The 23862-nt window shown below is 42.9% G+C and carries 23 protein-coding genes; 21 read left to right on the top strand and 2 right to left on the bottom strand.

Annotation, left to right across the window (positions count from 1 at the left end; translation table 11 throughout):
* Window positions 1-9: 9 nt before the first annotated feature.
* The gene (locus ACFQ0C_RS21075; RefSeq protein WP_379369244.1) at window positions 10-588 is read right to left on the bottom strand and encodes a P-loop nucleotide/nucleoside kinase family protein; all 579 of its coding nucleotides are present in this window, start codon (window positions 586-588) and stop codon (window positions 10-12) included.
* A gap of 89 nt (window positions 589-677) precedes the next feature.
* Here ACFQ0C_RS21075 and ACFQ0C_RS21080 point away from each other — a divergent pair, with 89 nt between their 5' ends.
* From ACFQ0C_RS21080 to ACFQ0C_RS21100, 5 genes are all read left to right on the top strand, one after another.
* Window positions 678-1469 carry a sugar phosphate isomerase/epimerase family protein gene (locus tag ACFQ0C_RS21080; protein ID WP_379369246.1) on the top strand — a complete coding sequence of 264 codons (792 nt, stop codon included), beginning with the start codon at window positions 678-680 and terminating at the stop codon, window positions 1467-1469.
* Window positions 1470-1501: 32 nt separating this feature from the next.
* The gene (locus ACFQ0C_RS21085; RefSeq protein ID WP_379369248.1) at window positions 1502-2053 is read left to right on the top strand and encodes an ATP-binding protein; all 552 of its coding nucleotides are present in this window, start codon (window positions 1502-1504) and stop codon (window positions 2051-2053) included.
* Between the two features lie 48 nt (window positions 2054-2101).
* On the top strand, window positions 2102-2404 hold the full coding sequence (locus ACFQ0C_RS21090; protein ID WP_258212011.1) for a MazG nucleotide pyrophosphohydrolase domain-containing protein: 303 nt from the start codon (window positions 2102-2104) through the stop codon (window positions 2402-2404).
* Between the two features lie 64 nt (window positions 2405-2468).
* Window positions 2469-2927 (top strand): acetyltransferase, encoded by a 459-nt coding sequence (locus tag ACFQ0C_RS21095; RefSeq protein WP_379369251.1) that lies wholly within the window; start codon window positions 2469-2471, stop codon window positions 2925-2927.
* A gap of 199 nt (window positions 2928-3126) precedes the next feature.
* A complete protein-coding gene (locus ACFQ0C_RS21100) occupies window positions 3127-4077 on the top strand; it encodes an aldo/keto reductase (RefSeq protein WP_258212009.1) in 951 nt (316 codons plus the stop codon).
* An 86-nt stretch (window positions 4078-4163) separates the two neighbouring features.
* Here ACFQ0C_RS21100 and ACFQ0C_RS21105 read toward each other — a convergent pair whose 3' ends face one another.
* Window positions 4164-4763: a DedA family protein gene (locus ACFQ0C_RS21105; RefSeq protein ID WP_258212008.1), complete on the bottom strand. Its 600-nt coding sequence runs from the start codon at window positions 4761-4763 to the stop codon at window positions 4164-4166.
* Between the two features lie 817 nt (window positions 4764-5580).
* Here ACFQ0C_RS21105 and ACFQ0C_RS21110 point away from each other — a divergent pair.
* From ACFQ0C_RS21110 to ACFQ0C_RS21185, 16 genes are all read left to right on the top strand, one after another.
* The gene (locus ACFQ0C_RS21110) at window positions 5581-6945 is read left to right on the top strand and encodes an amidohydrolase (RefSeq protein WP_379369254.1); all 1365 of its coding nucleotides are present in this window, start codon (window positions 5581-5583) and stop codon (window positions 6943-6945) included.
* Window positions 6946-6974: 29 nt separating this feature from the next.
* Window positions 6975-8210 carry an aromatic ring-hydroxylating oxygenase subunit alpha gene (locus ACFQ0C_RS21115; protein WP_379369256.1) on the top strand — a complete coding sequence of 412 codons (1236 nt, stop codon included), beginning with the start codon at window positions 6975-6977 and terminating at the stop codon, window positions 8208-8210.
* Window positions 8179-9018 carry an alpha/beta fold hydrolase gene (locus ACFQ0C_RS21120; RefSeq protein ID WP_379369258.1) on the top strand — a complete coding sequence of 280 codons (840 nt, stop codon included), beginning with the start codon at window positions 8179-8181 and terminating at the stop codon, window positions 9016-9018. The genes ACFQ0C_RS21115 and ACFQ0C_RS21120 overlap by 32 nt, the downstream gene beginning before the upstream one ends.
* The gene (locus ACFQ0C_RS21125; protein WP_379369260.1) at window positions 9015-10379 is read left to right on the top strand and encodes a RidA family protein; all 1365 of its coding nucleotides are present in this window, start codon (window positions 9015-9017) and stop codon (window positions 10377-10379) included. The genes ACFQ0C_RS21120 and ACFQ0C_RS21125 overlap by 4 nt, the downstream gene beginning before the upstream one ends.
* A gap of 24 nt (window positions 10380-10403) precedes the next feature.
* Entirely contained in the window at window positions 10404-11123 is a 720-nt protein-coding gene (locus tag ACFQ0C_RS21130; protein WP_379369262.1) for a maleate cis-trans isomerase family protein, read from the top strand.
* Window positions 11124-11199: 76 nt separating this feature from the next.
* Window positions 11200-12081 (top strand): hypothetical protein, encoded by an 882-nt coding sequence (locus tag ACFQ0C_RS21135; protein WP_379369264.1) that lies wholly within the window; start codon window positions 11200-11202, stop codon window positions 12079-12081.
* Window positions 12082-12134: 53 nt separating this feature from the next.
* On the top strand, window positions 12135-12536 hold the full coding sequence (locus ACFQ0C_RS21140) for an NUDIX hydrolase (protein WP_379369266.1): 402 nt from the start codon (window positions 12135-12137) through the stop codon (window positions 12534-12536).
* Window positions 12537-12623: 87 nt separating this feature from the next.
* Window positions 12624-14600, top strand: a complete 1977-nt coding sequence (locus ACFQ0C_RS21145; protein ID WP_379369268.1) for an S-layer homology domain-containing protein — start codon at window positions 12624-12626, stop codon at window positions 14598-14600.
* 195 nt (window positions 14601-14795) lie between these two features.
* Entirely contained in the window at window positions 14796-16172 is a 1377-nt protein-coding gene (locus tag ACFQ0C_RS21150; RefSeq protein WP_379369270.1) for an MFS transporter, read from the top strand.
* 95 nt (window positions 16173-16267) lie between these two features.
* On the top strand, window positions 16268-16687 hold the full coding sequence (locus tag ACFQ0C_RS21155) for an NUDIX hydrolase (protein WP_379369272.1): 420 nt from the start codon (window positions 16268-16270) through the stop codon (window positions 16685-16687).
* 107 nt (window positions 16688-16794) lie between these two features.
* Window positions 16795-17226, top strand: a complete 432-nt coding sequence (locus ACFQ0C_RS21160; protein ID WP_379369274.1) for a hypothetical protein — start codon at window positions 16795-16797, stop codon at window positions 17224-17226.
* A gap of 283 nt (window positions 17227-17509) precedes the next feature.
* Window positions 17510-20182 carry an S-layer homology domain-containing protein gene (locus ACFQ0C_RS21165; RefSeq protein WP_379369276.1) on the top strand — a complete coding sequence of 891 codons (2673 nt, stop codon included), beginning with the start codon at window positions 17510-17512 and terminating at the stop codon, window positions 20180-20182.
* A 296-nt stretch (window positions 20183-20478) separates the two neighbouring features.
* A complete protein-coding gene (locus tag ACFQ0C_RS21170) occupies window positions 20479-21105 on the top strand; it encodes a kinase (protein ID WP_379369278.1) in 627 nt (208 codons plus the stop codon).
* Window positions 21106-21296: 191 nt separating this feature from the next.
* On the top strand, window positions 21297-22478 hold the full coding sequence (locus tag ACFQ0C_RS21175; RefSeq protein WP_379369280.1) for an NAD(P)/FAD-dependent oxidoreductase: 1182 nt from the start codon (window positions 21297-21299) through the stop codon (window positions 22476-22478).
* 42 nt (window positions 22479-22520) lie between these two features.
* A complete protein-coding gene (gene sigJ, locus ACFQ0C_RS21180; RefSeq protein ID WP_379369282.1) occupies window positions 22521-23384 on the top strand; it encodes an RNA polymerase sigma factor SigJ in 864 nt (287 codons plus the stop codon).
* A gap of 51 nt (window positions 23385-23435) precedes the next feature.
* Window positions 23436-23747 carry an ACT domain-containing protein gene (locus ACFQ0C_RS21185; protein WP_379369284.1) on the top strand — a complete coding sequence of 104 codons (312 nt, stop codon included), beginning with the start codon at window positions 23436-23438 and terminating at the stop codon, window positions 23745-23747.
* The last annotated feature ends 115 nt before the right edge of the window (window positions 23748-23862 follow it).

A 23862-nucleotide genomic window follows, 5' to 3' on the forward strand; every position in this document is an offset into this window, starting at 1 on the left:
GGAAGGACCTTAATCTGTTCGATCATTTTGGAATTCGCGAATCACTTCCAATACCGCTGCATAATCGATGCTGCCGGGATCGGTCGTATCCAAGTTTAATATGGGGCCATCCAAGGTAAGGGGAGGCAGCGTTCCTTGCAGCAGGCGTTCCCTGTTTTGCTCCAACCACACCAGATCCTGATGTCCCTCATGCCGATCTGCTCTTCCTGTGCGGGTTAGATAACGTTCCAGCAGTACTTGTCCATCTGCCTGACAAAGTATTTGAACGGGCTTGAAATCATGCTTCTGCTGCAGCTGAAGAAACTCTGCGGTTCTCAGCTCCGGCCTGCCGAAGAAACCCTCCACGACGAGAGATTGGCCTGCTGCCAGCAGATTTCCCGCCACGGAATAAAGAAAAGCAAATGATGCTGCACCTAGCTGGGGCGGAACTCCCGCCATCCTGCAATCAAGGGAGTCATAGAGTGTCTCGTAGATCCCGTCTCTGGAGAAGTGGGGAAGTCTTGCCTCAACTGCAAGCCATTTCCCGAGGGTAGTTTTCCCGCTGCCGGGTAGTCCATTGATAATGACTAATAAAGGTTTATCCTTCACAATATCAACTCCTTCAGTGCTTAAACTGTTATCCATTTTATGGTATTATCATAGTCGGTACGGATAATAAAGCGAATCGAGGATGTTGTATGAAGCTTGGAATGCCTACTTTGATAGAATATACATCCATTATTGAAAATGTTCAATTATGTAATGAGCTTGGACTGGACTTTATTGAATTGAATATGAATCTTCCTATCTGCATTCCTGAAACTTTAAGTTACTCAGAAATAAAATACTACAAAGACCAATTTGGAATAAATTTTACAATCCATCTTCCAGAAGAAATGGATTTATCCTCTTATCATCCTTCAATAAGGATGGGGCATTTAGAACGGTGCAAACAAGTGATGGAATGGGCAAATTTATCAGGGATTACAACATTGAATATGCACTTGAATAATGGGATTTATTTCACCCTTCCACAAACAAGGGTATGGATAAATGAACAGTATGAAACGCAGTTTTTAAAATTGCTTTATGAATCGTATATGGAACTTTATCAGTTAGCCCAAACGTTTGATGTTGAATTATGTATTGAGAATACAGGTAATTTTCATATTCCTTATATTCGTAGAGCTCTTGATAAATTAAGTGTTTTTTCTAACTTTTATCTTACTTGGGATGCTGGACACGATGCGAAGGCTGGTTTCGTTGAAGAATCGACATTCACTTATTTTAATAAACGTATTAGACATATGCATCTTCATGATTATAATGGAAAGTCAGACCATCAATCATTATTTACAGGGATCGTACCCATAAATGACAGATTAGCATTGGCCCAGAAGAATGATTTGTCTGTTGTTATTGAAATTAAAACCAGGGAGTCATTAGCGGATTCTGTAGCTGCTCTTAAGGAAAATGGTTTTCTCGGCTAACGGAAACTATACGGGATATCATGGAGGTTAGGATGAATAACAAAATACATATCCTTGGTGCTTCAGGTTCAGGAGCATCTACTCTTGGGAAAGACTTATCTTCGATATTACCACATGTAAATTTAGATGGTGATGATTATTTTTGGATCGAGAAATTTACTGAGAAAAGGGGATTGAAGGATAGAGTTCGTTTGTTAAAAGAAGACCTCTCGTATTATAAGCAATGGATTTTATCTGGTTCTGTATGTGGTTGGGGGGATGAATTAAAGTCAGCCTTCGATCTAGTTATTTTTATTTATATTCCCAAAGACATTAGACTCCAAAGATTAGAAAAACGAGAGTATCAAAGATATGGCGATGAAATATTGCCTGGTGGCAGTATGTATGAGCAATCAAAAGCCTTTTTAGAATGGGCGTCACTATACGATGAAGCTGGTTTAGAGGTTAGAAGCAAATTTTTGCACGAGCATTGGATGTCAGATTTAACATGTCCGATATTGAGAATTGAGGGTGATTTATCAGCTACAGAAAGAGTGAATATTGTTTTGGACTATCTCAAAGCGAATGATATTTTTCTCAACTAATGGATTACGGACAGTCGTCAGTTAGTTTACAAAAGGAAGGGGTTCAAGATGTCGGGGAATTTAACGGTAAGAGGCTTGCAGCAATATATAAGAAGTTTCGATCACCAGCCGGAGAAGAAAAATGATTATTTTCTTAAGCTTATTGAGGAAGTCGGCGAACTGGCAGATGTACTAAGGAAAGATGTAAGATTAAATCAAACCGGGAACATAAAAGGTACGGTTGAAGAAGAGCTATACGACATCCTTTACTATGTCTCTGCATTGGCGAATATATATGAGGTTGATTTGGAACAGTGTTATGAATTGAAAGAAGCGTTAAATAGGGAAAAATACAAAAAAATGAGTAATTAAACTAAAAAATCTACAGTTTATACCATGAGGACTAACGAGATGAAGCTTGGTGGATGAATGAATTATGCAAAACGAAATTGTCACATATGAAGAAATGTACCATGACAGGCTGGTAAATATATGGTATCGGGCTGTGTGTCAGACCCATACTTTTTTGACGGAACAGGATATTCAATATTATCACAACATGGTACAAAATGGAGCATTAAAAGAAGTCGAGATTTGGGTGGAATTGAATGGAAATAATGAACCGATAGGGTTTATTGGAGTAGATGGAACTAAAATAGAGATGTTATTCGTTGACCCAGATTACCACGGACAGGGGATAGGCAGTCGCTTAATAAAACATATTGAAAAAATAAAAGGAACAAATCTTAAAGTAGATGTCAATGAGCAAAACGAGGGTGCTCACGCTTTCTACAAACGTTATGGTTTTGTTCAGACAGGGCGATCCGAACTAGATGGATCAGGAAGACCATTTCCTTTACTTCATTTAGAACTAAACAAGCAGACCAGACATTAAACTACAAATGCGCTTTTTTCAATTGATGATAAATCATAGTTAAAACAATTGCGCGGCTTCAATTGCGCGATCCAACTCTATTGCCGTTTTTGCAGCTATTAACCTAAAGGTAACTAAGTGAACTGAATTACAGTTCTTACCAACCTCGTTAAGATTGATTATAATTAAAATGTTCATTAATAAAGGAGTGGTTATATTCATGAAATATCGTAAACTTGGAAAAAACGGCCCTGAGCTATCCGTTATCGGCTTCGGATCATGGGCAATCGGCGGGGGAGGCTGGGCTAGCGCTTGGGGCGAGCAAGACGACCAGTTGTCACTGGACAGCGTTCGAGCTGCACTTGATGCTGGCATCACTTTTTACGATACCGCAGCAGTATATGGCCTGGGCCATTCAGAAGAAATTATCGGCAAAGCATTGAAGGGCGATCGGGACAAGGTTGTTCTGGCGACAAAATGCGGCTTGGTTTGGAATGATGAGAAGCAGGTATCCAAGAACGGAACTTTCGACTCCGTTATCCGTGAAGCTGAAGCATCATTGCGCCGTCTGGGCACAGATTATATCGATTTATACCAAATGCATTGGCCGGATACTGATCAGAATGCTCCTGCAGAAGAAACGATGCGTGCGATGGACAAGTTGGTGCAAGATGGAAAAGTGCGTTATGTCGGGGTAAGTAACTATAACATTCCTTTACTTGAGCAATCGCTTACTGTTAGACATGTGGATTCCCTGCAGCCTCCTTATTCGATTCTAAGACCCGCTATTGAGAAGGAGTTGCTGCCATATTGCCTTGAGAAAGGCATCGGAGTAGTCGGGTATAGCTCTTTAACTTCAGGACTGCTTTCAGGTAACTATACGTATGATACGAAATTTGATGAAGGCGATTGGCGTTCCCGTAACGCTGCGCATACTGGTGAAGGCCTAAGAAAGAACGTGGACCGGGTCGAGAAGCTTAAGGAAATAGCCGCGAGATTCAATATTACAATGCCGCAGCTAGCCATTGCTTATGTATTAGCGCATCCGGCGCTAACCAGTGCAATTGTTGGGGTGCGTAAGCCTAGCCATATTACGAGTGTTTTGCCTGCTATCGATGTTACGTTAGACGAAGCAACATTGATAGAAATTCGCGCAATTGCCGCTAGCTAATAGCTGACGGCCACCAGCAAATAGGGGCATTCCCGAGTGATTTCTCACTTGGGGAATGCCCCTTTGCGTGTAATAAACGATTAAAGTTACTGTTTTGGCTTTTTGAAGTAAACAAAATATATCAAAATAACAACTATTGAAATAAATATGAGCGGTGGAAGATACACGCGATAAAGGAATATATAGTTTCTTATTATATGCCATTTCTCACCGAATCCGCGTCCGATGAATATAAAAAATGCACACCACAGCAGTGCTCCCGTATATGAAAATAATGCAAATTTCCGATAATTCATATTGGAAGTACCAGCGGTTATAGCTATAATATGCCGGAGACCAGGTACGAAATATCCAAACACTAATAGCATGCTGCCGTACTTGTTCATTTTGTGTTGTGTCTTTTCTATGCGTTCAGCAGTAATATGTATTTTTCGCCCATACTTTATTAATAGGGGAAGGCCGAGTTTCTGTCCAATGAAATAACTTAATGTAATTCCTGTGATTCCACCCAAAAATGCGCTTCCTAATGCAAATAGTAAAACCAGTTTCCCTTGTGCCACTTTATTACCAATAAAGGTTAGCAATAATTCATCTGGAATAGGTAGTCCGACTACACCGAGTGCCAATGCTAAAAATATGCCTATGTAGCCGTATTGACTCAGTAGCAAATCCAAGTGTTTCTCCACAACAATCCTCCCGTATTGGTATTATTATAATAGTATTACCTTATTCATAACTTTGTAAAATTAAGAACTATCTTCAATGTTAGAAAGTTAAGTTCATTATAAATGATCCATTTTATGTGCAGCTATTGCAACTTTAACGATTTAACTATCGTATCCTATTATATATAGATTTGGAGGTGTAGGGATGGATTGGGAAATTCTAATCGTCATTATTTTGCTTATTATCAATTACCCTGTATACAAACTTCTGTATAAATTATTTTTTTATGACTCTGATGATTTTAATGAATCCGTGAGATATTCGTTCACTCCCAATTTTATCTCATTTTTTAGAGGTGAATATTGGGAGGATAAAGTTAGCACTTTTAAATTACAGATGTATATTTTTTCATGTATCGTTGTAATTTTTCTCGAGTTTATACTCTTCAATAAACTAATTGGTTATATATAGTGATGGCTGCCGGAAGAAAAGTAACCGGCAGCCTTTGCTGTGTTAAGGGATAGAATCAAAATTAAATTAAGGTATTTGTACGTGGCGATGAATCGAGAAGTGGTGAGGAGTGAATCGCTTTAAGCAGCAACATAATAAATTTCGAATCATCATTTATGTTTGGGTGTGTCAGGTTTGTGGAATGTATAACAACATATATTTTGTAAAAATAACGAAAAAACAGTGGAAAATTCAGAAAATTAACAATTATTCGATAAAATACTTGAAGTGACTCGATTATTTTATCATACTGAACATATATTGTTATAAAATATTACATAAATGAATGGACATCTGCTTATATCTGTAGAAAAGCGAGGTTATAAAATGGATGACCGATATTTAATATCAGGCGGAATCGTATTGACCTTAAATCAACAGGATGAAATGCTGGTAAACGGTGCGATATTCATTGAAAAAGGTCGGATCGCCGATATAGGGCCTGCTGCGGTTTTCCAGGACAAATATCGCGGCGTTCCCGTTATTGACGCATCGGGTCAAGTGATCATGCCGGGTCTCGTGAATCTCCATATGCACTCGGGATTAATTAGGGGGACAGCGGAGGATTTGCCCGTATTCGAATGGTTGACCCGGTATGTCGATCCGAAGCACCGGGCGCTGCAGAAGGAGGAAGCATACGCTGCGGCAAGGCTCAGCTACGCAGAAGGCATCAAATCAGGTACTACTTGCGTGCTGGATATGTACCGGTTCGTCCACCGGTGTGCGGATGCCGCTGAAGAAACGGGCATTCGTGCTGTATTTGCACCTTATGTTGCTGATCGTCCGGGCTATGATTATTTCGAAACTCTCCATGATAACATCTGCCTTATCGAAGACCGGCATGGCAGCGTTAACGACCGCATTCATATATGGGTTGGACTGGAGCATCTTGCCTACTGCACCGAGGGCGCTTACCGTGAGGCTGCGAGAATTTCAGATAAATATGATACAGGCATTCACACCCACGGGGAAGAATCTTTGGCTATGAGCCAAAAAGTATACGAGAAATACGGAAGATGGCCGGTGGAATTGTTCTATGATAGGGGAATTCTTAGTTCCCGGACTGTACTTGCTCACTGTGTCTGGATGCAGGAAAGTGAGCTGGACCTGCTGGCTAAGACGAAAACATCTGTGGCTCATTGCCCCGTCAGCAATTTGAAGCTAGCCTCCGGTATCGCTCCGGTTATCGAAATGCAGGAACGGGGGATAACCGTTGGGATTGGAACGGATGGAGTAAAAGAGAACAATAACCTCGATATGATGGAAGAAATGAAATTCGTACCTCTGCTCCAAAAGGTTCGTACCTATGACGCCCGTGTTATGAAAGCGGAGAAGGTTTTGAGGATGGCAACTATCGAAGGAGCAAAGGCACTAGGTTTGGATAGGGAAATTGGTTCAATTGAGCTTGGTAAAAAGGCAGATATGATTACGATTGATTTCCGCAAGCTTCATCTGACACCGGTCCTCACCGAAGCCTACAATAATATCGTAAGCAATCTCGTTTATTCCGCACAGGGGAGTGATGTCCGCAACGTATTGGTTGACGGCAAGCTGATAATGGAAAACCGTAAGCTGATTACCGTTGATGAGGAAGAAGTAAGGGAGCAGGGCCAACAGGCCGCTGAACAGCTGCTTGCCCGCAGGGAAGCCTACATTCCAGAAATGTACAGGTTTCAAGGGGAAACGGTTTAATAATCAATTAAACATACGGAGGGATTATTATGACATCCAAACCTACGAATGAAGTGCTTAATATCCTCAAACAGCTAGCCCCCTCATTGCTTGAAACGAAAGAAGCTCGCTCACTTCCCGCCGAATGCTACACCTCCGATGAATTTTACCATTTTGAAAAAGAAGCCATCTTCTATCGAAATTGGTTATGTGTGGGTAGGCAGGAGCAAATTCCGAATGCAGGTGATTATTTTACAATTACAATCCACGATGATCCGTTAATTGTTACTCGAAATGAAGCTGGCCAAGTCTACGTATTCTCTGCGGTTTGTCAGCACCGGGGCCATCTTGTGGCGGAGGGTAGCGGAAACTGCAAGCATTTTCGATGTCCGCTTCATTGGTGGACCTATAATCATGAAGGAGCACTGATTCAAGCGCCGGAAATGATCAGGATTGAGCCATTCGATATTTTACGGCATGATCACAGTCTTCCGCGATTAAAAACGGAAATTTGGAATGGTTTTATTTTCTGCCATTTCGATCCGAATGCGGAACCTTTGGCGCCAACTTTACAAAAACTCGATGAAGAAATGAATAATTACCGAGTCCATGAAATGCTGACGATGCCGATGGTTAATATAGAAAACTGTAAATGGAATTGGAAAATCATGATCGAAAGCTCATTGGAGCCTTATCATACCAGCTATTTGCATAATGGACCGCATGATTTTGCTCCGGGTAAGCTTGCAGGATTTATCGAGTTTGATGAAGATGACGGACAGGTTATGCATCCTACCGGTTTTCTGCACGAAGGTGCGGGCTTCTCACCAGACCAGAATGCTATATTTCCGATTATACCTGAACTATCACAGGAACAGCGTAAACGGATGACTATTGCTGCCATCCCTCCGATGTTGACATTAGGGCTACTGCCGGATCAAATGTTCTGGAACATTATTTTGCCACAAGCTGCGGGTGAGATCGAGTTTCGTGCCGGATTATGTTATCCTCCGGATACATTGGCACTGCCGGACTTTGAAGAGCGTTATCGGCTAGCTAACGACAGTGTCATGGAAATTAACGAGCAGGATTTGTCAGCCAATGCTTCGATTCAAAGAGGCATGTATGCCCGGCTGTCCAGCCGCGGGCGTTATGCGGAATTAGAGCGTACGCTGCCACAACTAAACAAGTGGCTGGCCAAACGTTACCGATCGTATCTGAACGAATTGGGAGAGAGTGTGGAGGAGCTTGGTCATGCCGGAACTACAGAAAAGCAGCTCGGATGATGCGAACCGCTTCATTGATATAACGGTGAAAACACGCGAGGGCGATATACATCTGATAGCTAGCGGAAATGAGGCAGGAAGACCCGTTTTATTCATGCATGGGATTACTGAGTATGCACGATCTTTTGTACCGGTCATGAAGCTTCTCCCTGCATCTTATTATGCGGTGTCGATGGACTTGCGAGGCAGGGGTGAGTCCTTCAAACCGGAATCGGGTTACTGGCTTCAGGATTATATGGCTGACCTGTTGTCGGTGTGGAATCTGTTTTCCGGATTTTCAGGTTCACCTATATTAGTAGGGCATTCGCTAAGCGGGCGAATTGCTGCCGCATTTGCCGCGCAGTACCCGGAGCTTGTTGGTACCCTTATTCTGATAGATCCGCCAATCAGTGGTCCTGGCAGACGGGAATTTCCTATGCCGTTAAGCCGTTTTACAGGGCCGAAGGTAGCGTTAGAGAAAGGGAACATGGAGGAATTCGCTGCATTTTATGCAAATACTAGGTTGGATACCGGAGTAAAAGCGGAAGAGTTGAAGCTATGCTCGCTGCAGTCGATCGAACAGTCCTATAATTCCATAATGTATGAACCGTTTCATAGCTACTATCGCCTGATCCGAAGCCGGACGCTGCTTCTGGCAGCGGGTCTCTCGCCACTCATTACAGAGGAGGAGCTTGACGAATTGAAACGGATGAATCCTGTGGTTCTGACGAAACGGATTGTGGGAATCGGTCATGAAATTTTCAAGGAAGATCCCAAGCTTTTTGTCGATGAGCTGCTTCGTTTTGTGGAAGGAGACAAGAAAGTATGATGAAATCGACAATTGAAGAAATATGGCCGGAGGGAATGCCACGTCCTGATATCCCTTATAGTCCTGCAGTGCGAGCGGGTAAATGGTTGTTTGTATCCGCTCAATCTGCATCGGATTTAACATCGGGGCTTGCAGAAGAAGCAAAGGTTCATCCTTCGTTTCCCTATTATACAGATCCGATAGCAAGGCAAGCGGATTACCTGTACAGACGGGCAGAACAAATTATCGAAGCTGCTGGTGCGCGGCCGGAACAAGTTGTGAGGGTGAATCAGTGGTATGTGACCGATATGAAGAAGCCGGGCTACCAAACAGGCGATCTAACAGTCAACAACAAACGTTATGTGGAACGTAAAAATCGCTATTTTGAAACATTGAGTCCGCCAAGTACGGGGATCGGTATCAGCGAATTACTCGTTGAAGGCGCGCTTGTAGAAGCGGATTTTACGGCAATTGTTGCAATTAATGGACAGCTCCCTGAGCTGATATCAGCGCCTGATGTGCCGAAGCCGGGCCCAGGATTTGCTGAAGGAGTGAGATTGGGCAACTGGGTATTTTTGTCCGGTGATCTGGCTACTGATTGGAAGGGCAACTGGGGTACAGCGGAGAATGAAGAAAATATCCATTCATTAGCATTGGAAGCAAGGACGAACGGTTTATTCTGGGGTGATCTGCCGATTCGCAAGCAGACGGAGTATGTGTTGACCAAGCTGGAGCGCATCGCTTATGCAGCAGGAACAAGCCTGGATATGGCGGTTAAAGCTCATGTGTATCTGGCTGATCCCAATGATTTCACCGGCTTTGAGGATATATGGAAGAATTGGTTTCCCGATCCTTACGAGGCTCCATCACGCACAATCGTACCGAATGTGGAGCTGGGAGCGAAAGGCTGCCGGGTGGAGATTTCATTGGATCTGCTTATTCCGGAAGCCAAACATCTTCGTAAAGCTATACGTGGAGGATGGATACCGAAAAGCCATGAGTCAGCAGCTATGCGTGCTGAGGATTTGATTTATATTAGTGGACTGATGGCTACAGCGGAGAATGGTCTTGCAGTAGAAGCCTCTTTGCTGCCTGGGCTGCCCTATTTTGGCTTGTCAGGTAAAAAGCAAATGGAATACATCCTGATGAAAGCCCGCCGCATCTGTGATGCTGCCGGTGTTGCAATCGGCCAAACGGTCAAGGCTAATCTCTATTTTAGCGACTTAAATTTGTACGCGGGTGCTATGGAAGCATGGGGAGAGATGTTTGGAGGCAATCATAGACCCGCAGTTTCGGTTGTGGAGATTAATCGTGGATTGTGGGTGCCGGGATGCGGTATTTTGGTTGATTTTGTTATCTATGATCCGAAGGAAGCATTATGAATAAGGATGTTGGGAGAATAAGCTATGCCCAAAATTGGAATGTTGACTCCGTCTTCGAATACAGTGCTGGAGCCGGTTACCTATAAAATATTATCGGATATGCCTGGGGTAAGCGCTCATTTTTCACGGTTTACGGTTCGGGAAATAACACTAACGGATAAGTCCGACAGTCAATTTCAAGATGAATCCATGTTGAACGCGGCTTCTTTACTCGCAGATGCTGGAGTTGATTTAATTGTCTGGAATGGAACTTCCGCCAGTTGGTTAGGTTTAGAAAAGGACCGAAAACTGTGCGAGAGCATTGAAGAGGCTTTCGGAATTCCTGCGACTACATCCGTGTTCGCGATTACCGAGGCTTTTCAGGCTCTCGGTGTAAGCTCTATTGGACTTGTTACGCCGTACACGCAGGATGTCAACGCAAAAATACGGCAAAATTACCTTGCGATGGGGTACAAATGCCCGGTGGATCGTGGATGTGGAATTAGCGTCAATAAAGATTTTGCTGATGTACCTGCACAAACGATCGCTGAAATGTTGGAAATGACAGCAAGTGAGTCAGCCGTAGAGGTTGTGACGGTTGTATGTACCAACTTTAATGCGGCTTCCTTCGTCAAAGATATCGAGTTTAAATACAACATCCCGGTGATCGATTCAGTTTCTGCCACGCTTTGGCATTCGCTGCATAGATTGGGGATCAATCCGGGCCTGTTAGCAGAAAAATGGGGAAGGTTGTTCCTTTGTTAATAAGAACAGCAGTATAGGCTGCCGAATATTCCGTTTCGAAAAATGCTAGTAATAACTGATTAGAGGTGTTCGACCTATGTGCACAACAGGCGCGGTAGTTATCAAAGATCGCAGCGGAAGCAAGCGGATATTCGGGTTTAAAACGTCAGACTCGCCTTTGACCGGCTTTTGGCATGGGCAAGTGAACAACCCTGGACGCTATGATGCATTAGGATACGGCTTGACCCAGCAGCAAGGGATTAATGCAGGCATGAATGAAAAGGGGCTGATCGTGATCAGCTCCTACTTCGGTTATAAAGAGCACATGCCTGGTGTAGCCTCCGAACAGAAACAATCAAGTAAAAATTCTTATTGGAGCGGTGACTTAAGAGGGATTGTACAAGCGGAAGTGCTGGCTGGATGCTCCGCAGCGGCTGAGGCGGCTGCGTTGTTTGTAGAGCGATTTTCCGAAGGGAGGGCTCCAATAGGCGGAAACCATGTTATTGTAGACGGAACAGGTGAACTGCTCGTCTTTGAGCACTGTCAAGGATTATATGGTCTGCAAAATGCAACAAAGCAGCATTTCATCGTTCGGAGCAATCAGGCGTTCACCTTGTTTCAGTCCGAGCAGAATCAACTACCGGAGGAAATCCGGGAAGATCGCGGGATACGACAGCGGTTAGCCGAGCAAATATTGTCGGACATCAAGCGAGAAGAAATGAATCTGGATGCCGTTGAGGTAATTAAACGCTTGAAGCAAATGACTGCCCTGCATGATGGAAGCGGTGAGAGCTCAGGCAGTATTTGCGCGCATGGTGTTTCGAAAGGTCGCTCCAATTCCCCTGAGCCACATGAGACCCTAAGCGCCATGATCTGGGATATCAGTTCGAAGAAGATGCATTTCACTGTGGGGCATCCCTGCAAAGGAGAATGGCATGAAATGGATTTTTCTGGTCGAAACAATAGGTGTAATTTTTAAGTTCGAGGAAATAGTGCTATAATTTTCAGAAAAATGAAATGAGGAAACATTAAATGACGCCAATGATTGATAAGATTGCATGGATTTATATGGTTGATGGCCAAATATTAAGCGCTCGCTCCAGAGGGAAACATATATGTTACATACCTGGAGGAAAAAGAGATCCTGGCGAATCGGATGCCGACACCCTCGTTCGAGAGGTAGGGGAGGAATTATCAGTACGAATTAAGCCTGAGACCATCTCGCATTTTGGAACATTCGAAGCTCAAGCCCATGATAAATCCGAAGGTGTTCTGGTGAAAATGGCTTGTTATACTGCGGATTTTGAAGGGGAATTGAGTCCAGCTTCTGAAATAGAGGAATTGGTCTGGTTAACCTATCATGACCGAAATCGTGTATCTCCGGTTAGCCAAATCATTTTCGACAAATTACATGAGATGAAGTTGCTTTCATAAGACTAGAACTTTTTATTGTAAGAAACCCAATTTCCAAAATCGACCACTTATGTAATAATAAACGAAAAGGATTTTAGGAGTGGTAGATTGCAAACCCCAGTTAAATTAATCGTGTTATGTTTAATCGGAATGCTTATTCCAAACGCGGCTATAGCTTCAGTTCCTTCTACAAAATTATTTACAGATGTCCCCGAAAGCTTACCCAACGCACCCTATATTTATGAACTTGTAGAGAAACAGATTTTGGATGGGACAGGAGCTCATTTATTTACACCCGAAGGGTCGTTAACTAGAGAACAATTCGCCAAAATATTATCAACAGCTTTTCAATTGAAGGTTAAAGATAATGCGTATAAGTTGCCATTTACGGATATCCATAATGAGTGGTCCAAACCTTACATCGCTATAGCGTACAATGAAAAACTAATGGATGGTGTTAGTGCTGACCTATTTGCTCCAACCGAACCTATTACCCGTCAAGCTGCCGCTTTGATCGTATGGCGTTGGCTTCAAAATTCTGGTGTCACCAATCATTCAATTGCCAACTTTCAAGTTTCTGCTGAGGATACAGATTCCTGGGCCAAGGAAGCCGTTTCGATGGTTCTACAAAATGGTCTGAGAACAGAAGGGCTAAGTAAAGAGCCTTATCGCTCTAAGGAAATCATGACTCGTGGTGATGCAGCCGCATTGATTGCCCTTTCATTAAAGCTAGCTGAAGCTCATAACCAGCATGCAGCTAAAGATAAAAACTTCCAGCTGGATCAGCCTAAAAGGAAGGAACTTCCTCCTTCTGGCAGCGGTATAAGTTTGGAGCAGGCCAAATATTACGAGACAAGCGAGACGGCCCGGGTGACAAATACAATTACGTGGTATCGATTGGATTGCGAAACACTGCACTCGCTAATATTTCAAACTACTGGAATAGAACGAATAGAAATAAGAGATGCTCAAGGAAAATATGTGTCTGCCCATACTTCTAATCAGACTTCTTCCAGTTTTATATTCGATCCTAAACAAACCGGTTTTTATTATTTGGAAATTAAGGCTGATCCGAGTAAGCAGGCAGAATTCAAAGCTGTGAATGGTGCTTCTGCCTCTAAGGCCATCGATTATAATATTATGGATCAAGTAGGCGCTTCTCTCCAGCTTCCAGCTAATCAAGAAGTTTACTTTGCTTTTCCTATGACTAACGGATCTGACTACATGATTGAAGCGGCATTAAAAAATGGGAACTTAGAAAAAATGACTATTTTAAATCAGAAAGGAGATCTGTTGGAAGATAGGCAAGGAATCAATTTCATAGCATTGAAACCCACTCAAACCGAAACGTACTTATTAAAGGTGAGGTCTGCTGATCAACCTGCTACGTATAAATTAAAGGTTCAGGAAAAGGGTGTAACTAAAGAAACGGCTATTTCTATTGGCAGCGGAATACGAGAAGTAGCTATTACGCATACAGGTGTTACGTGGCTAAATTTAACTTTTCCGCGTGACAAAAATTATGATTTTAAGGCTGAAAACGTTACCACTTATGATCTAAGTCTTCAAGGTATAGATCGATTGTTTGGACAAACTATTTTTACAAGTGAACGAGACCCGTCCTTCAATGACAAACAAGTATTACGCTTAATTGGAACTCCTGGGAGCATGGCAAAAGTAACCTTTCTCGATGGAAAATCCATAAATGCAGCAATGGAATTAAACATCAATGGTGCCAACGTTGGGAGAACATTGAGACCGGCTGTGAAATTCGGAAGCGAGCGCACGGTTCTATACAAAGTGAGGCTTGAGGCAGGTAAAAGCTATCGGTTTTGGTCGGAGGATGCTGCGCCTAACGATGCTCCATCATCCGCCAACGACGATACTTATTCAATTAATGACACTGAACGGAATAAAAAAATATATGTAACCGATATTGTAATAATGAATCAAGACCGTCAAGAGTTTGCGAAGTCTGAAGACAGACCCCTTATATATAAACCTGAGGTAACAGGTGATTATTATATTGATTTTAAACCCGGCTCGAACAGTAAAGGATATTACTTGAATGTAGCTGTACAATAGATTTAATCATGAGAAAATGGGAGTCTTCCTTATGCGGAAGGCTCCTTTTTGTTAGCTGGAATTAAAATAACATTGTAAACAAAAATGTTGACTAAGTAAAATTAGGATATTATACTTTGTAAAGTAAAATGTTTACAAAGTAATCCGGATGCGATGTATACATAAATCAGGCACAATATATGGAGGTTAAGCATTATGTCGTCAACTCAAAGTATTTTTGGACCGAAATACCTTGCTTTGTCTATTGGGATCATTTTGGCTGTAATGGCAGTCGGGTTTGAAGGATTGGCAGTAACCACAGTCGCTCCAGCTATAGCTAATGATTTAAAAGGAATAAAGCTTTATGGTTGGATTTTCAGCGCTTATTTGCTTGCTCAAATTATTGGAACCTTAGTCGTAGGACGACTTATCGATAGAAAAGGGCCTGCATTGCCATTTACGGTAGCTATTATTTTATTTGTAATTGGATTGATCGCTGCGGCAGTTGCTAACGATATGATTGTTTTAATAGCTTCACGGGCATTGCAGGGGTTTGGAGCGGGAGCGATGATGACTTGCGTTTATACTGCAATTTCCTTAAGTTACCCGGATGAGCTTCGCCCCAAAATATTAGGTGCTTTTGGAACAGCTTATGTTCTGCCCTCTATGATCGGTCCTTATGTTGCCGGTGTGATTGCACAACAATTTTCGTGGAGGTTCGTATTCTGGGGAGTGCTGCCATTTTTAGTACTTGCAGCTTTTCTGAGCTTACCCGTCTTCCGTAAATTAAAATTTCCTAACGTAGAAAAGAAGAGTGGAGCAGGAGCGACATGGCTATCCATTCTGCTTGCTATCGGTACCGGAATTTTCTTGAGCGGTCTTGGTATGCTTCCGAAAGCAATAGGAATTGTATTAGTACTCGTTGGCTTGGGTCTCATGGTTCAGCCACTCCGTAAATTGCTTCCTGCAGGTACGATGAAATTTCGCTTGGGCTTGCCTTCGTTAATTGCTTCGAGAGGATTATTTTTCGCTGCTTATGTGAGTACTCAAAACTTTTTAGTACTTGCACTGACAGAAACAAAAGGACTAACAGCGGATTTGGCTGGATTAATTGTGGCAAGTGCGGCACTTAGTTGGTGCGTTGTGTCCTATATGCAATCTCACTGGGACGCTGCGGATCAAGGGCGAGGTAGGAATAAACGAATTAAAATGGGTGTTTCCCTCATGATTATTGGTATTGGAATTGTCGTTTGGGTGCCTGCCATCAATATTGCTTTGTCGATCATCGGTCAAATGATAACAGGAATTGGGATCGGATTGGCTCATCCTACTAGCGGTGCTGTAGCTTTTGCTAATGCCAAAGAAGGAGAGTCAGGTGAGGTTTCAGCAAACCTTCAGTTCGCAGATTCCTTTACACCCGGTATCGTTATTGGTATTGGGGGTGCGATCATTGCTTTCAGTCAAGCATCCGGATTATTGATGGAAGTTGGAATTTCCGGCGCTATGGTACTTAATCTTGGATTAATTATCTTTAGCTTGTTTGCAAGCACACGGTTGAAGATGGGGAAAGCAGTAGGGAAATCCGTTGTATAATAGAAAGTAACACGGAAGTTCATTAGCTATATATTGTATGTTTAAAGGAAAATATCGAAGTAGAGGTTATATGGACAATACAAGGAGGTCATGCAATGCAAGGATATAACGTTCTTATGATATACAACAAAGACATGGATCGACTGCTAATGTGCAAACGATTAAAAAATCCCTACATAGGATTAAGCAATCTGGTTGGTGGAAAAATCGAAGTTGGAGAGACGGGAATTGAAGCTGCTTACAGAGAATTATTGGAAGAAACCGGCATTTCAAAAGAGGATGTTAGATTGAATCATTTAATGGATTTTAAATACTATTTGCAGCATTGCTATGTTGAAGTTTATGTTGGGAAATTAAAGCGCGATGTAATGATCTCAGGGGATGAAAATGAATTGTATTGGTCTGAGCTGAATAAAGACTTTTTTGATATGTCTTTGTATGCAGGTGAAGGAAACATTGGTCATATGATTGAGCAAGTGAATATGAGCAAAGATATACTTCTAATTGATTCGTAATAAATCCGCAAATTGGCATCATTTGGCACCCAATTGTATGGTGTTGGCAGTCTTTTCTTGCTTATATTGAACGTGTGAAATCAATTCTGCTAAGAGAGGTGCTTATCATGACACTGCAACAAAATGGGGCAAAGTCGGTGACAGGGGATTTTCTGATCCGAAAGGTTCTATTGACGAATGCCGTTTCATCAGGGGCTTGTGGACTTCTACTGCTTTTATTTCCGAAGTATGTTACAGATTGGACAGGACTGGACAACCGGTCAGCCTTGATAGGGACGGGGATTTTCCTGCTCATTGTCGTTTCCTTTCTAGTATGGGCGGCTACCAAGAAAGTTGTTCCTTATAGGGGGGTACTCATTTTTTCCATCGTGGACTTACTTTGGGTGGTCGACAGCATACTTTTGCTGGGGGCTAACGGTTCCGTTGTTACATTAACAGTTTTCGGTATATGGGCGATAATACTGGTTGCTGTGGTAGTCGGTATTTTTGCTATATTTGAGGCGTCTTACTGTTGGCGCAACCGTCTTTACAGCAAATAGAGATGATCAGGTGAACAGCATATATGCGATGACGAGCCATAGAAGTGATTCTAGAGGCTCGTTTTTTTCTGGAAATTATAGGGTTGAAATAGCGGTAACTACGGATGTTTAGAATTTGTTGAGAGCCGGTGTGATAAAAAGAAGTGTCTATTTATTATGATTTTTGTCGAAAATTAGTACTTTATTCACAAAGGAGGCAATACATTTAACTTTTGTCATTTAGAGATACCTGCACTATTCATCTTCGTATTTTAATCTACTAACAAGGAGGCTTTTCACTAGTATGCAAGGTAAAAAAGCTCTAATTATCGTAATGATCTTAACTATGATTCTCAGTATGATTCCGCTCTCCTCGGTCGGGGCTGCAAGCCCGGCTGATTCGATCACCATTAGCGACCCCAGATCTATGGCCTACTATAACGGCTATATCTATGTAGCCCAACGGGGTCCTGGTAAAATCTCTCGTATTTCAACAACTACCGGACAGGTAAGCGATGTATTGGTCATGAGTACCGGTAGCTCCCCGATGGCTGTGGCCATCAACAGCCAAGGAGACTTATTCTATACAAAGGACAGCAACAAAAACGTTTTTAAGATTTCGGCGGCCTCGCTAACGAGTCTACCGTTGAATGCGAGTCAGGTAAACACTCTAAGTCAATCCTATTTTTTAGGAGACCTTAATTATATCTATGGGCTAACTTTTGACGCAAATGACAATCTGTTTATGACTGATTATATAACGAAAGGCATCTACAGGCTGGATCTAGGGCAGACGGTTCCAACAGCAGTCATTACCGGCGCGTCGCAAGCGATTAATGGTATAGCATTTAACACAAACGGTGACCTTTATTTTGTTGATGATTGGGAAAAAGCTTACAAAATCGATAAAGCGGACCTTACCGTAAAATCGGCTACTGATCCTACCAAAATTAAATTTTTAGAGTCGACGAGCAATCCGGCGGCGAACGGTGTGATCTTTCTTCCAGATGGAACACACTATATCTCCTCTTTATCCTCGGGTGTGATCGTTAAACATACTTTTGCTAGTGAAAGTGCTATCACAGTTGCTAAAAATTTGCTGCCGTCAAGCCTCACGGTTACAGAAGGCACAATTACGAATCTCTTGACCTACTTAAATGGACTAAGCGGGATGAGTGCAACGGGGGTAACGTTGAGCTTAACGTCCTCCAACGCAAACGTAGCCAATAACGGAGCCATTACTTTTACAAGCACTGCAGTAACTGGAAATGTATCGGTAATCATCACCAAAGCAGGCGAAACTCAAGATACTAAAACCATTGCCGTTACCGTACCGGCGCACACGCCAACGCCAGCTGAGCTTGCCAATGCATCGATAGCAGCAGCCAAAGCTTTGCTGCCATCAAGCCTCACGGTTACAGAAGGAACGTATACGAATCTTTTGACCTACTTAAATGGGTTAAGCGGGATGAGCGCAACGGGGGTAACGTTGAGCTTGACGTCCTCCAACGCAAACGTAGCCAATGACGGAACCATCACTTATACAAGCGCTGCAGTAACCGGAAATGTCACAGTACTGATTAACAAAGCCAACGGTACTCAAGCTACTAAAACGATTGCCGTTACTGTAGCGGCGCACACGCTAACGCCAGCTGAGCTTGCCAATGCATCGATTGCTTCAGCTAAAGCTTTGCTGCCATCAAGCCTCACGGTTACAGAAGGAACGTATACGAATCTTTTGACCTACTTGAACGGGTTAAGTGGGATGAGCGATACGGGAGTAACTTTGACTTTGGTATCTTCCAACGCAAACGTAGCCAACAACGGAGCCATCACTCATACAAGTGCAGCTGTAACAGGAAATGTAACGGTAATGATTAACAAAGCTAACGGAGCTCAAGAGACTAGAACTATTGCAGTAAATGTATCTCCATTACCTGTTCAGGTGACAGTAACTTCGCTTTCCGTTGATGCTGCCAACGCCAACATCACCATAAATGGAGTGAAACAGCTTGCCGTCTCAGCGGCATACAGCAATAATACAACAGCTGATGTCACTGCAACGGCTTCATACAGTACCTCAAATGGGAATGTGGCGATCGTAAGCGCAGCCGGTGCAATAACGGCAGTAGGTTTCGGCTCGGCCGATATTACCGTTTCCTACTCAGGCCAGTCCAAAGTGGTAGCGGTCACCGTACCTAGACCGGCCAGCCACAGTAGCAGTAGCACCGGAGCTTCTACTCCAGCAGCGCCTGCTACTGATGCGAAACAGCCTGAGGATAAAGCCGCGCCGACGGTGCCTTCAACTCAGCCCGCGATTACGGACGTGTTTAAAAGCGATGCTGTAAAAACGGACAGCAGTGTGGTTAACCGCATTTCAACAAGGGTTGAAAATGCCAATAGAGCTGAAGTTAAAATACAATTCTCTGACATCCAGCAGCATTGGGCCAATAAAACGATAGACACCTTCATTAAATTGAACATCATTGAAGGCTATAACGATGGAAAATTCAGACCGGATGGCGCAATCACACGCGCTGAATTTGCAGTGATTATCGACAGAGTATTCGGTATCAACAACGACCTCAAGCAATCGGTTGTAATGAACGATATCAGGAACCACTGGGCCAAAGATACCCTGGAAAAGCTTTCTAATGCCGGGATATTGAACGGTTATGGGCAAGAGTTCCGTCCAGACCAAACCGTCACCCGAGCTGAAATGGTCACTATTATTAGCAGGATCGTGAATATGAACACCGTGAAGAAGAACGAATCTAACGGAGCGTTTTCCGACACTAGCAATTCATTTGCCTCCAGCCAAATCCAAGAAGCAGCACAAACGGGGATTGTTACAGGTAAGGAAGGGAATAATTTTAAACCAGATGCCCAATCTACCAGAGCAGAAGCGTTGACGATCATCATGAATACACTAAATCTGAGCCCACAAATCAAGACTTTATTGGATAGCTTAAAATAAGTCGGCGTGGCGTGGCAGATGCAACCAGTAACAATCTCATTAAGGGCGGTTCCTCTAGAAGTAGAGGAGCCGCTTTTATTTGGCATTTTTCCTGATTATTATTGCACTTTGGCTAAGGAAGGATATCCATGATCGGTTAAAGAAATAAAGAGGAGAGATAAATGGAGGGGGGACTTGCAGAAAGGAAGGGGCGGATTTTGATAAATCACCTTCTTGATCCTCGACAGAGGAAGCCCACTTTTGCAACATTTCGACAAATAACCGGAATTCACTTAAATATAAGGGGACGGATAATTATGAGTTCTTTTCAGGCAGAAGAAAACAATGAAGTGGCCAAGCTAGTGAATACTGTCACAAGATTGCACGTTAATAACCGATTCCTGTTAGGAATAGATGGCTTAAGCCGCTCTGGAAAAACAACATTTACAGCAAAAATAAAGGAAAAGTTACAACATCAGCAGATGGATGTCGTTATTTTTCACATTGACGACCACATAGTAGAGCGGGAAAAAAGATATGGCACGGGTCAGGAGGAATGGTACGAGTACTACAATCTCCAATGGGATATTAACTACTTAAGGGACAACTTATTCGATAAAGTGCGCTTTCATGATGAGGTAGAACCTCCTTTCTACAGTAGTGAGTCCGATGAGCAGAATATAAAAACCGTGTTGATTCCTGAGGAATGTATTATTGTAGTTGAGGGTGTTTTTCTTCAACGAGAAGAGTGGCGAGAGTTTTTTGATTACATGGTTTATCTGGACTGCTCTAAAGATGAACGCTTTCTTCGTGAAGGGGCCAGCACTCAAAGGGATATACAGAAATTTAAAAGAAGGTACTGGGAAGCAGAAGAATATTATTTAGAAACACTAAGACCTTTATTGAAGGCAGATATGATAATTGTAACGGATGGAGCTAACTGAACACTATAGGTGAATTATTTTCAAAGAGCATGTAGCCGCCGCGGCTACTTTTCTAATTCATGTAACAAGCAGCACAGCTTATTAGAGGCAAAATAGGCTTGAATATTCGGTAATCATCTGCTTAATCGTTGTTGTCACAAATCGACCCCTTACCTCGTTTTATGTGCAAACGAGATAAAGGAGTGGTTGTAATGAAAGAATTGACATGTATAGTCGTTGGCGGAGGATATGCGGGCATTAATGCAGTTAAGGCGATTCGAAAAACATTTAGCAGTGAGGCACACCAGTTTCTAATTCGAATTGTATTAATTGATAAGAACTCCTATCATTTGCGTAAAGTATTGCTTTTTAAGCCTGCAGCCGGGAACGATGATATTATCATCCCACTGATAAGGTTGTTTCCGGAAGGAATTGAGCTCATTCAGGCTACTGTAACGAAAATCGAAAGAGAAGCTAGAAGGCTGCATTATAAGGATTCAGAAGGAAATGAAAACTCTATAAACTATAATGTTCTTGTTATGGCGTTAGGCAGCATCGTACGGCAGCCCGATACTCAACAGGGTGGGGTGGCATTGGCAAGCTTGGAGGAAGCACAGAAGATCAGAGAGACGTGGCGCACGAAATTAAAGAAAGCTGTTAATGAAATAAATACGCAAGAACGCCAGAGACTAATGACCATTGCCATTGCGGGTGCAGGTATAAGCGGCATCGAAACTTCTGCCGAGCTGGCTCATTTTGTTCGAGAAGATGCGCAGCAGTTAGGACTTAATCCGGGTGATGTGAAGATATATTTATTTAATACGAACAAGAGACTTTTTCCGGAAGGCCCGGCCAAAGTAGGTATTAAACTGGAGCGTGCAATAGAAGCTTGCGGAGTAACCGTCATCCATGATTGTAAAGTTTTAGAGGAAAAAGAGGGAGCGCTAACCTTATCTTCTGGCGAAACGATGTCCGTCGGCCTATGTATCTGGACACTAGGGTTATTACCTAATCCAATGCTGAGGAATATAGGGATGCCGGTCAATTCGGATGGCTATGTGATTGTAGATGAAAGCTATCGGGTTCAGGATGCTCAGGATGTATACAGTATCGGCGACTGCGCGCGAATCGTAGATCCTAGTGGAAGAGCGGACGGGAAGACGTGTAAGGAGGCGACCGCTCAAGCGGCAAGGCTCGCCAAGATTATAGCAGCGGATCTTGCAGGGCGTCCTGCACCCGTGCATAAGGGTTTTATAGATTTTTTCTGCTTTGGTTTAGGTCCGGAGCAGGGAATAGCGTGGACGCGCAAATGGGGAATAGATGTTATTTTTACAGGGAAGCTGGGTTGGCGAATGAGAAAGGTTACATGGGACTTGGCAAGTCTGTTAAAATAACACATGAATAATGGGTCAATGGATATGAATAGGGGTGGTTAGATGCAAGAGTTATATGAACAGTATAAGGGACTGCTGTTTACGCTTGCCTACCAATTGACTGGTTCGGTCTCCGATGCGGAGGATGCTGTACAGGACGTATTTCTGAAGATGTATGACGTTAATCCCGAGCGTCTGGTTGAACCGAAAGCCTATCTGTGCAAGATGGTGACAAATCGCTGTCTGGATTTACTGAAATCAGCGCGTAAGCGAAGGGAACAATATTTCGGACAATGGCTTCCAGAGCCCATTCTTACTCCTGAAGATGAATCAATCGATTCGATTGTTCGTAGCGAACTATTGTCTTATGCCATGCTTGTGCTGCTTGAAAGGCTATCGATTGCAGAACGAGTTGTGTTCGTGCTTCGTGAAGCGCTCGGCTTTGAATATACCGTTATAGCCGAGCTGGTTGGAAAAAGCGAGACTAATTGCCGCAAACTGCTCAGTCGAGCGAGAGGAAAGATGGGGATTGGCATGGAAGAGCCGATCCTTCCAGAAGCTGGGAGTGAAGAATGGGTTCGTAGGTTCCTGTCGGCTCTCGAACGAGGCAACGTGGATACGATAGTATCTATTCTCGCCAAAGATGTCGTGTTGGTCTCAGATGGAGGGGGCAAAACATCCGCCGCCGTTCACCCTATTAAATCCAGTGATTTGGTTGCCCGGTTCCTGCTCGGTGTAATTCGTAAAGTTCCTCATTATGAAGAAGGCTTGCAAGTTGAAATGACATATTTAAATGGTCAAGCTGGGCTTATAATCCGCTCAGATGAGTTGATTGATACAGTTGTGATGTTACATGTCGAGAGAAATGCAATTCAAAATGTATACTTTGTCAGAAACCCTGATAAAATGAGACATTTATTGAGATGAAACCATGTAACGAATCATGTATAATTCCAATATGCGTTAAGGGGGGACAACATGAATTTAACTATACTGGACGCTCTGTTTACTGTTGTGAGATTAGCTCCGACAGATACGGTACCATCATGGGCCAGCGGCGGTGAATTTTTTTCTATCACATGTACAAATGAAGAGCTGTCTATTGTATGCCCTACTTCCAATATTCCACATCACGTTCTAAACGATGTTGAAAATGATTGGAAATGCATAAAAGTAGACGGCGTGTTGGATTTCGGATTAACAGGAATATTAGCATCTCTAGCCAATCCGTTAGCGGAGAATAACATAAGTATTTTTGCTATTTCTCTTTCAACACGGATTACTTGTTAGTTAAAGTTCATTTCATAGAAAAAGCAAAATCGGTGTTGGAAAATGCAGGGCATACATTTAACTAAAATTTATAGAACAAGTACATTAGTTCAGGGGCTGCTTAATTGCAGCTCTT

Source organism: Paenibacillus sp. GCM10027630 (genome assembly GCF_042676305.1).
Lineage (GTDB): Bacteria > Bacillota > Bacilli > Paenibacillales > NBRC-103111 > Paenibacillus_S.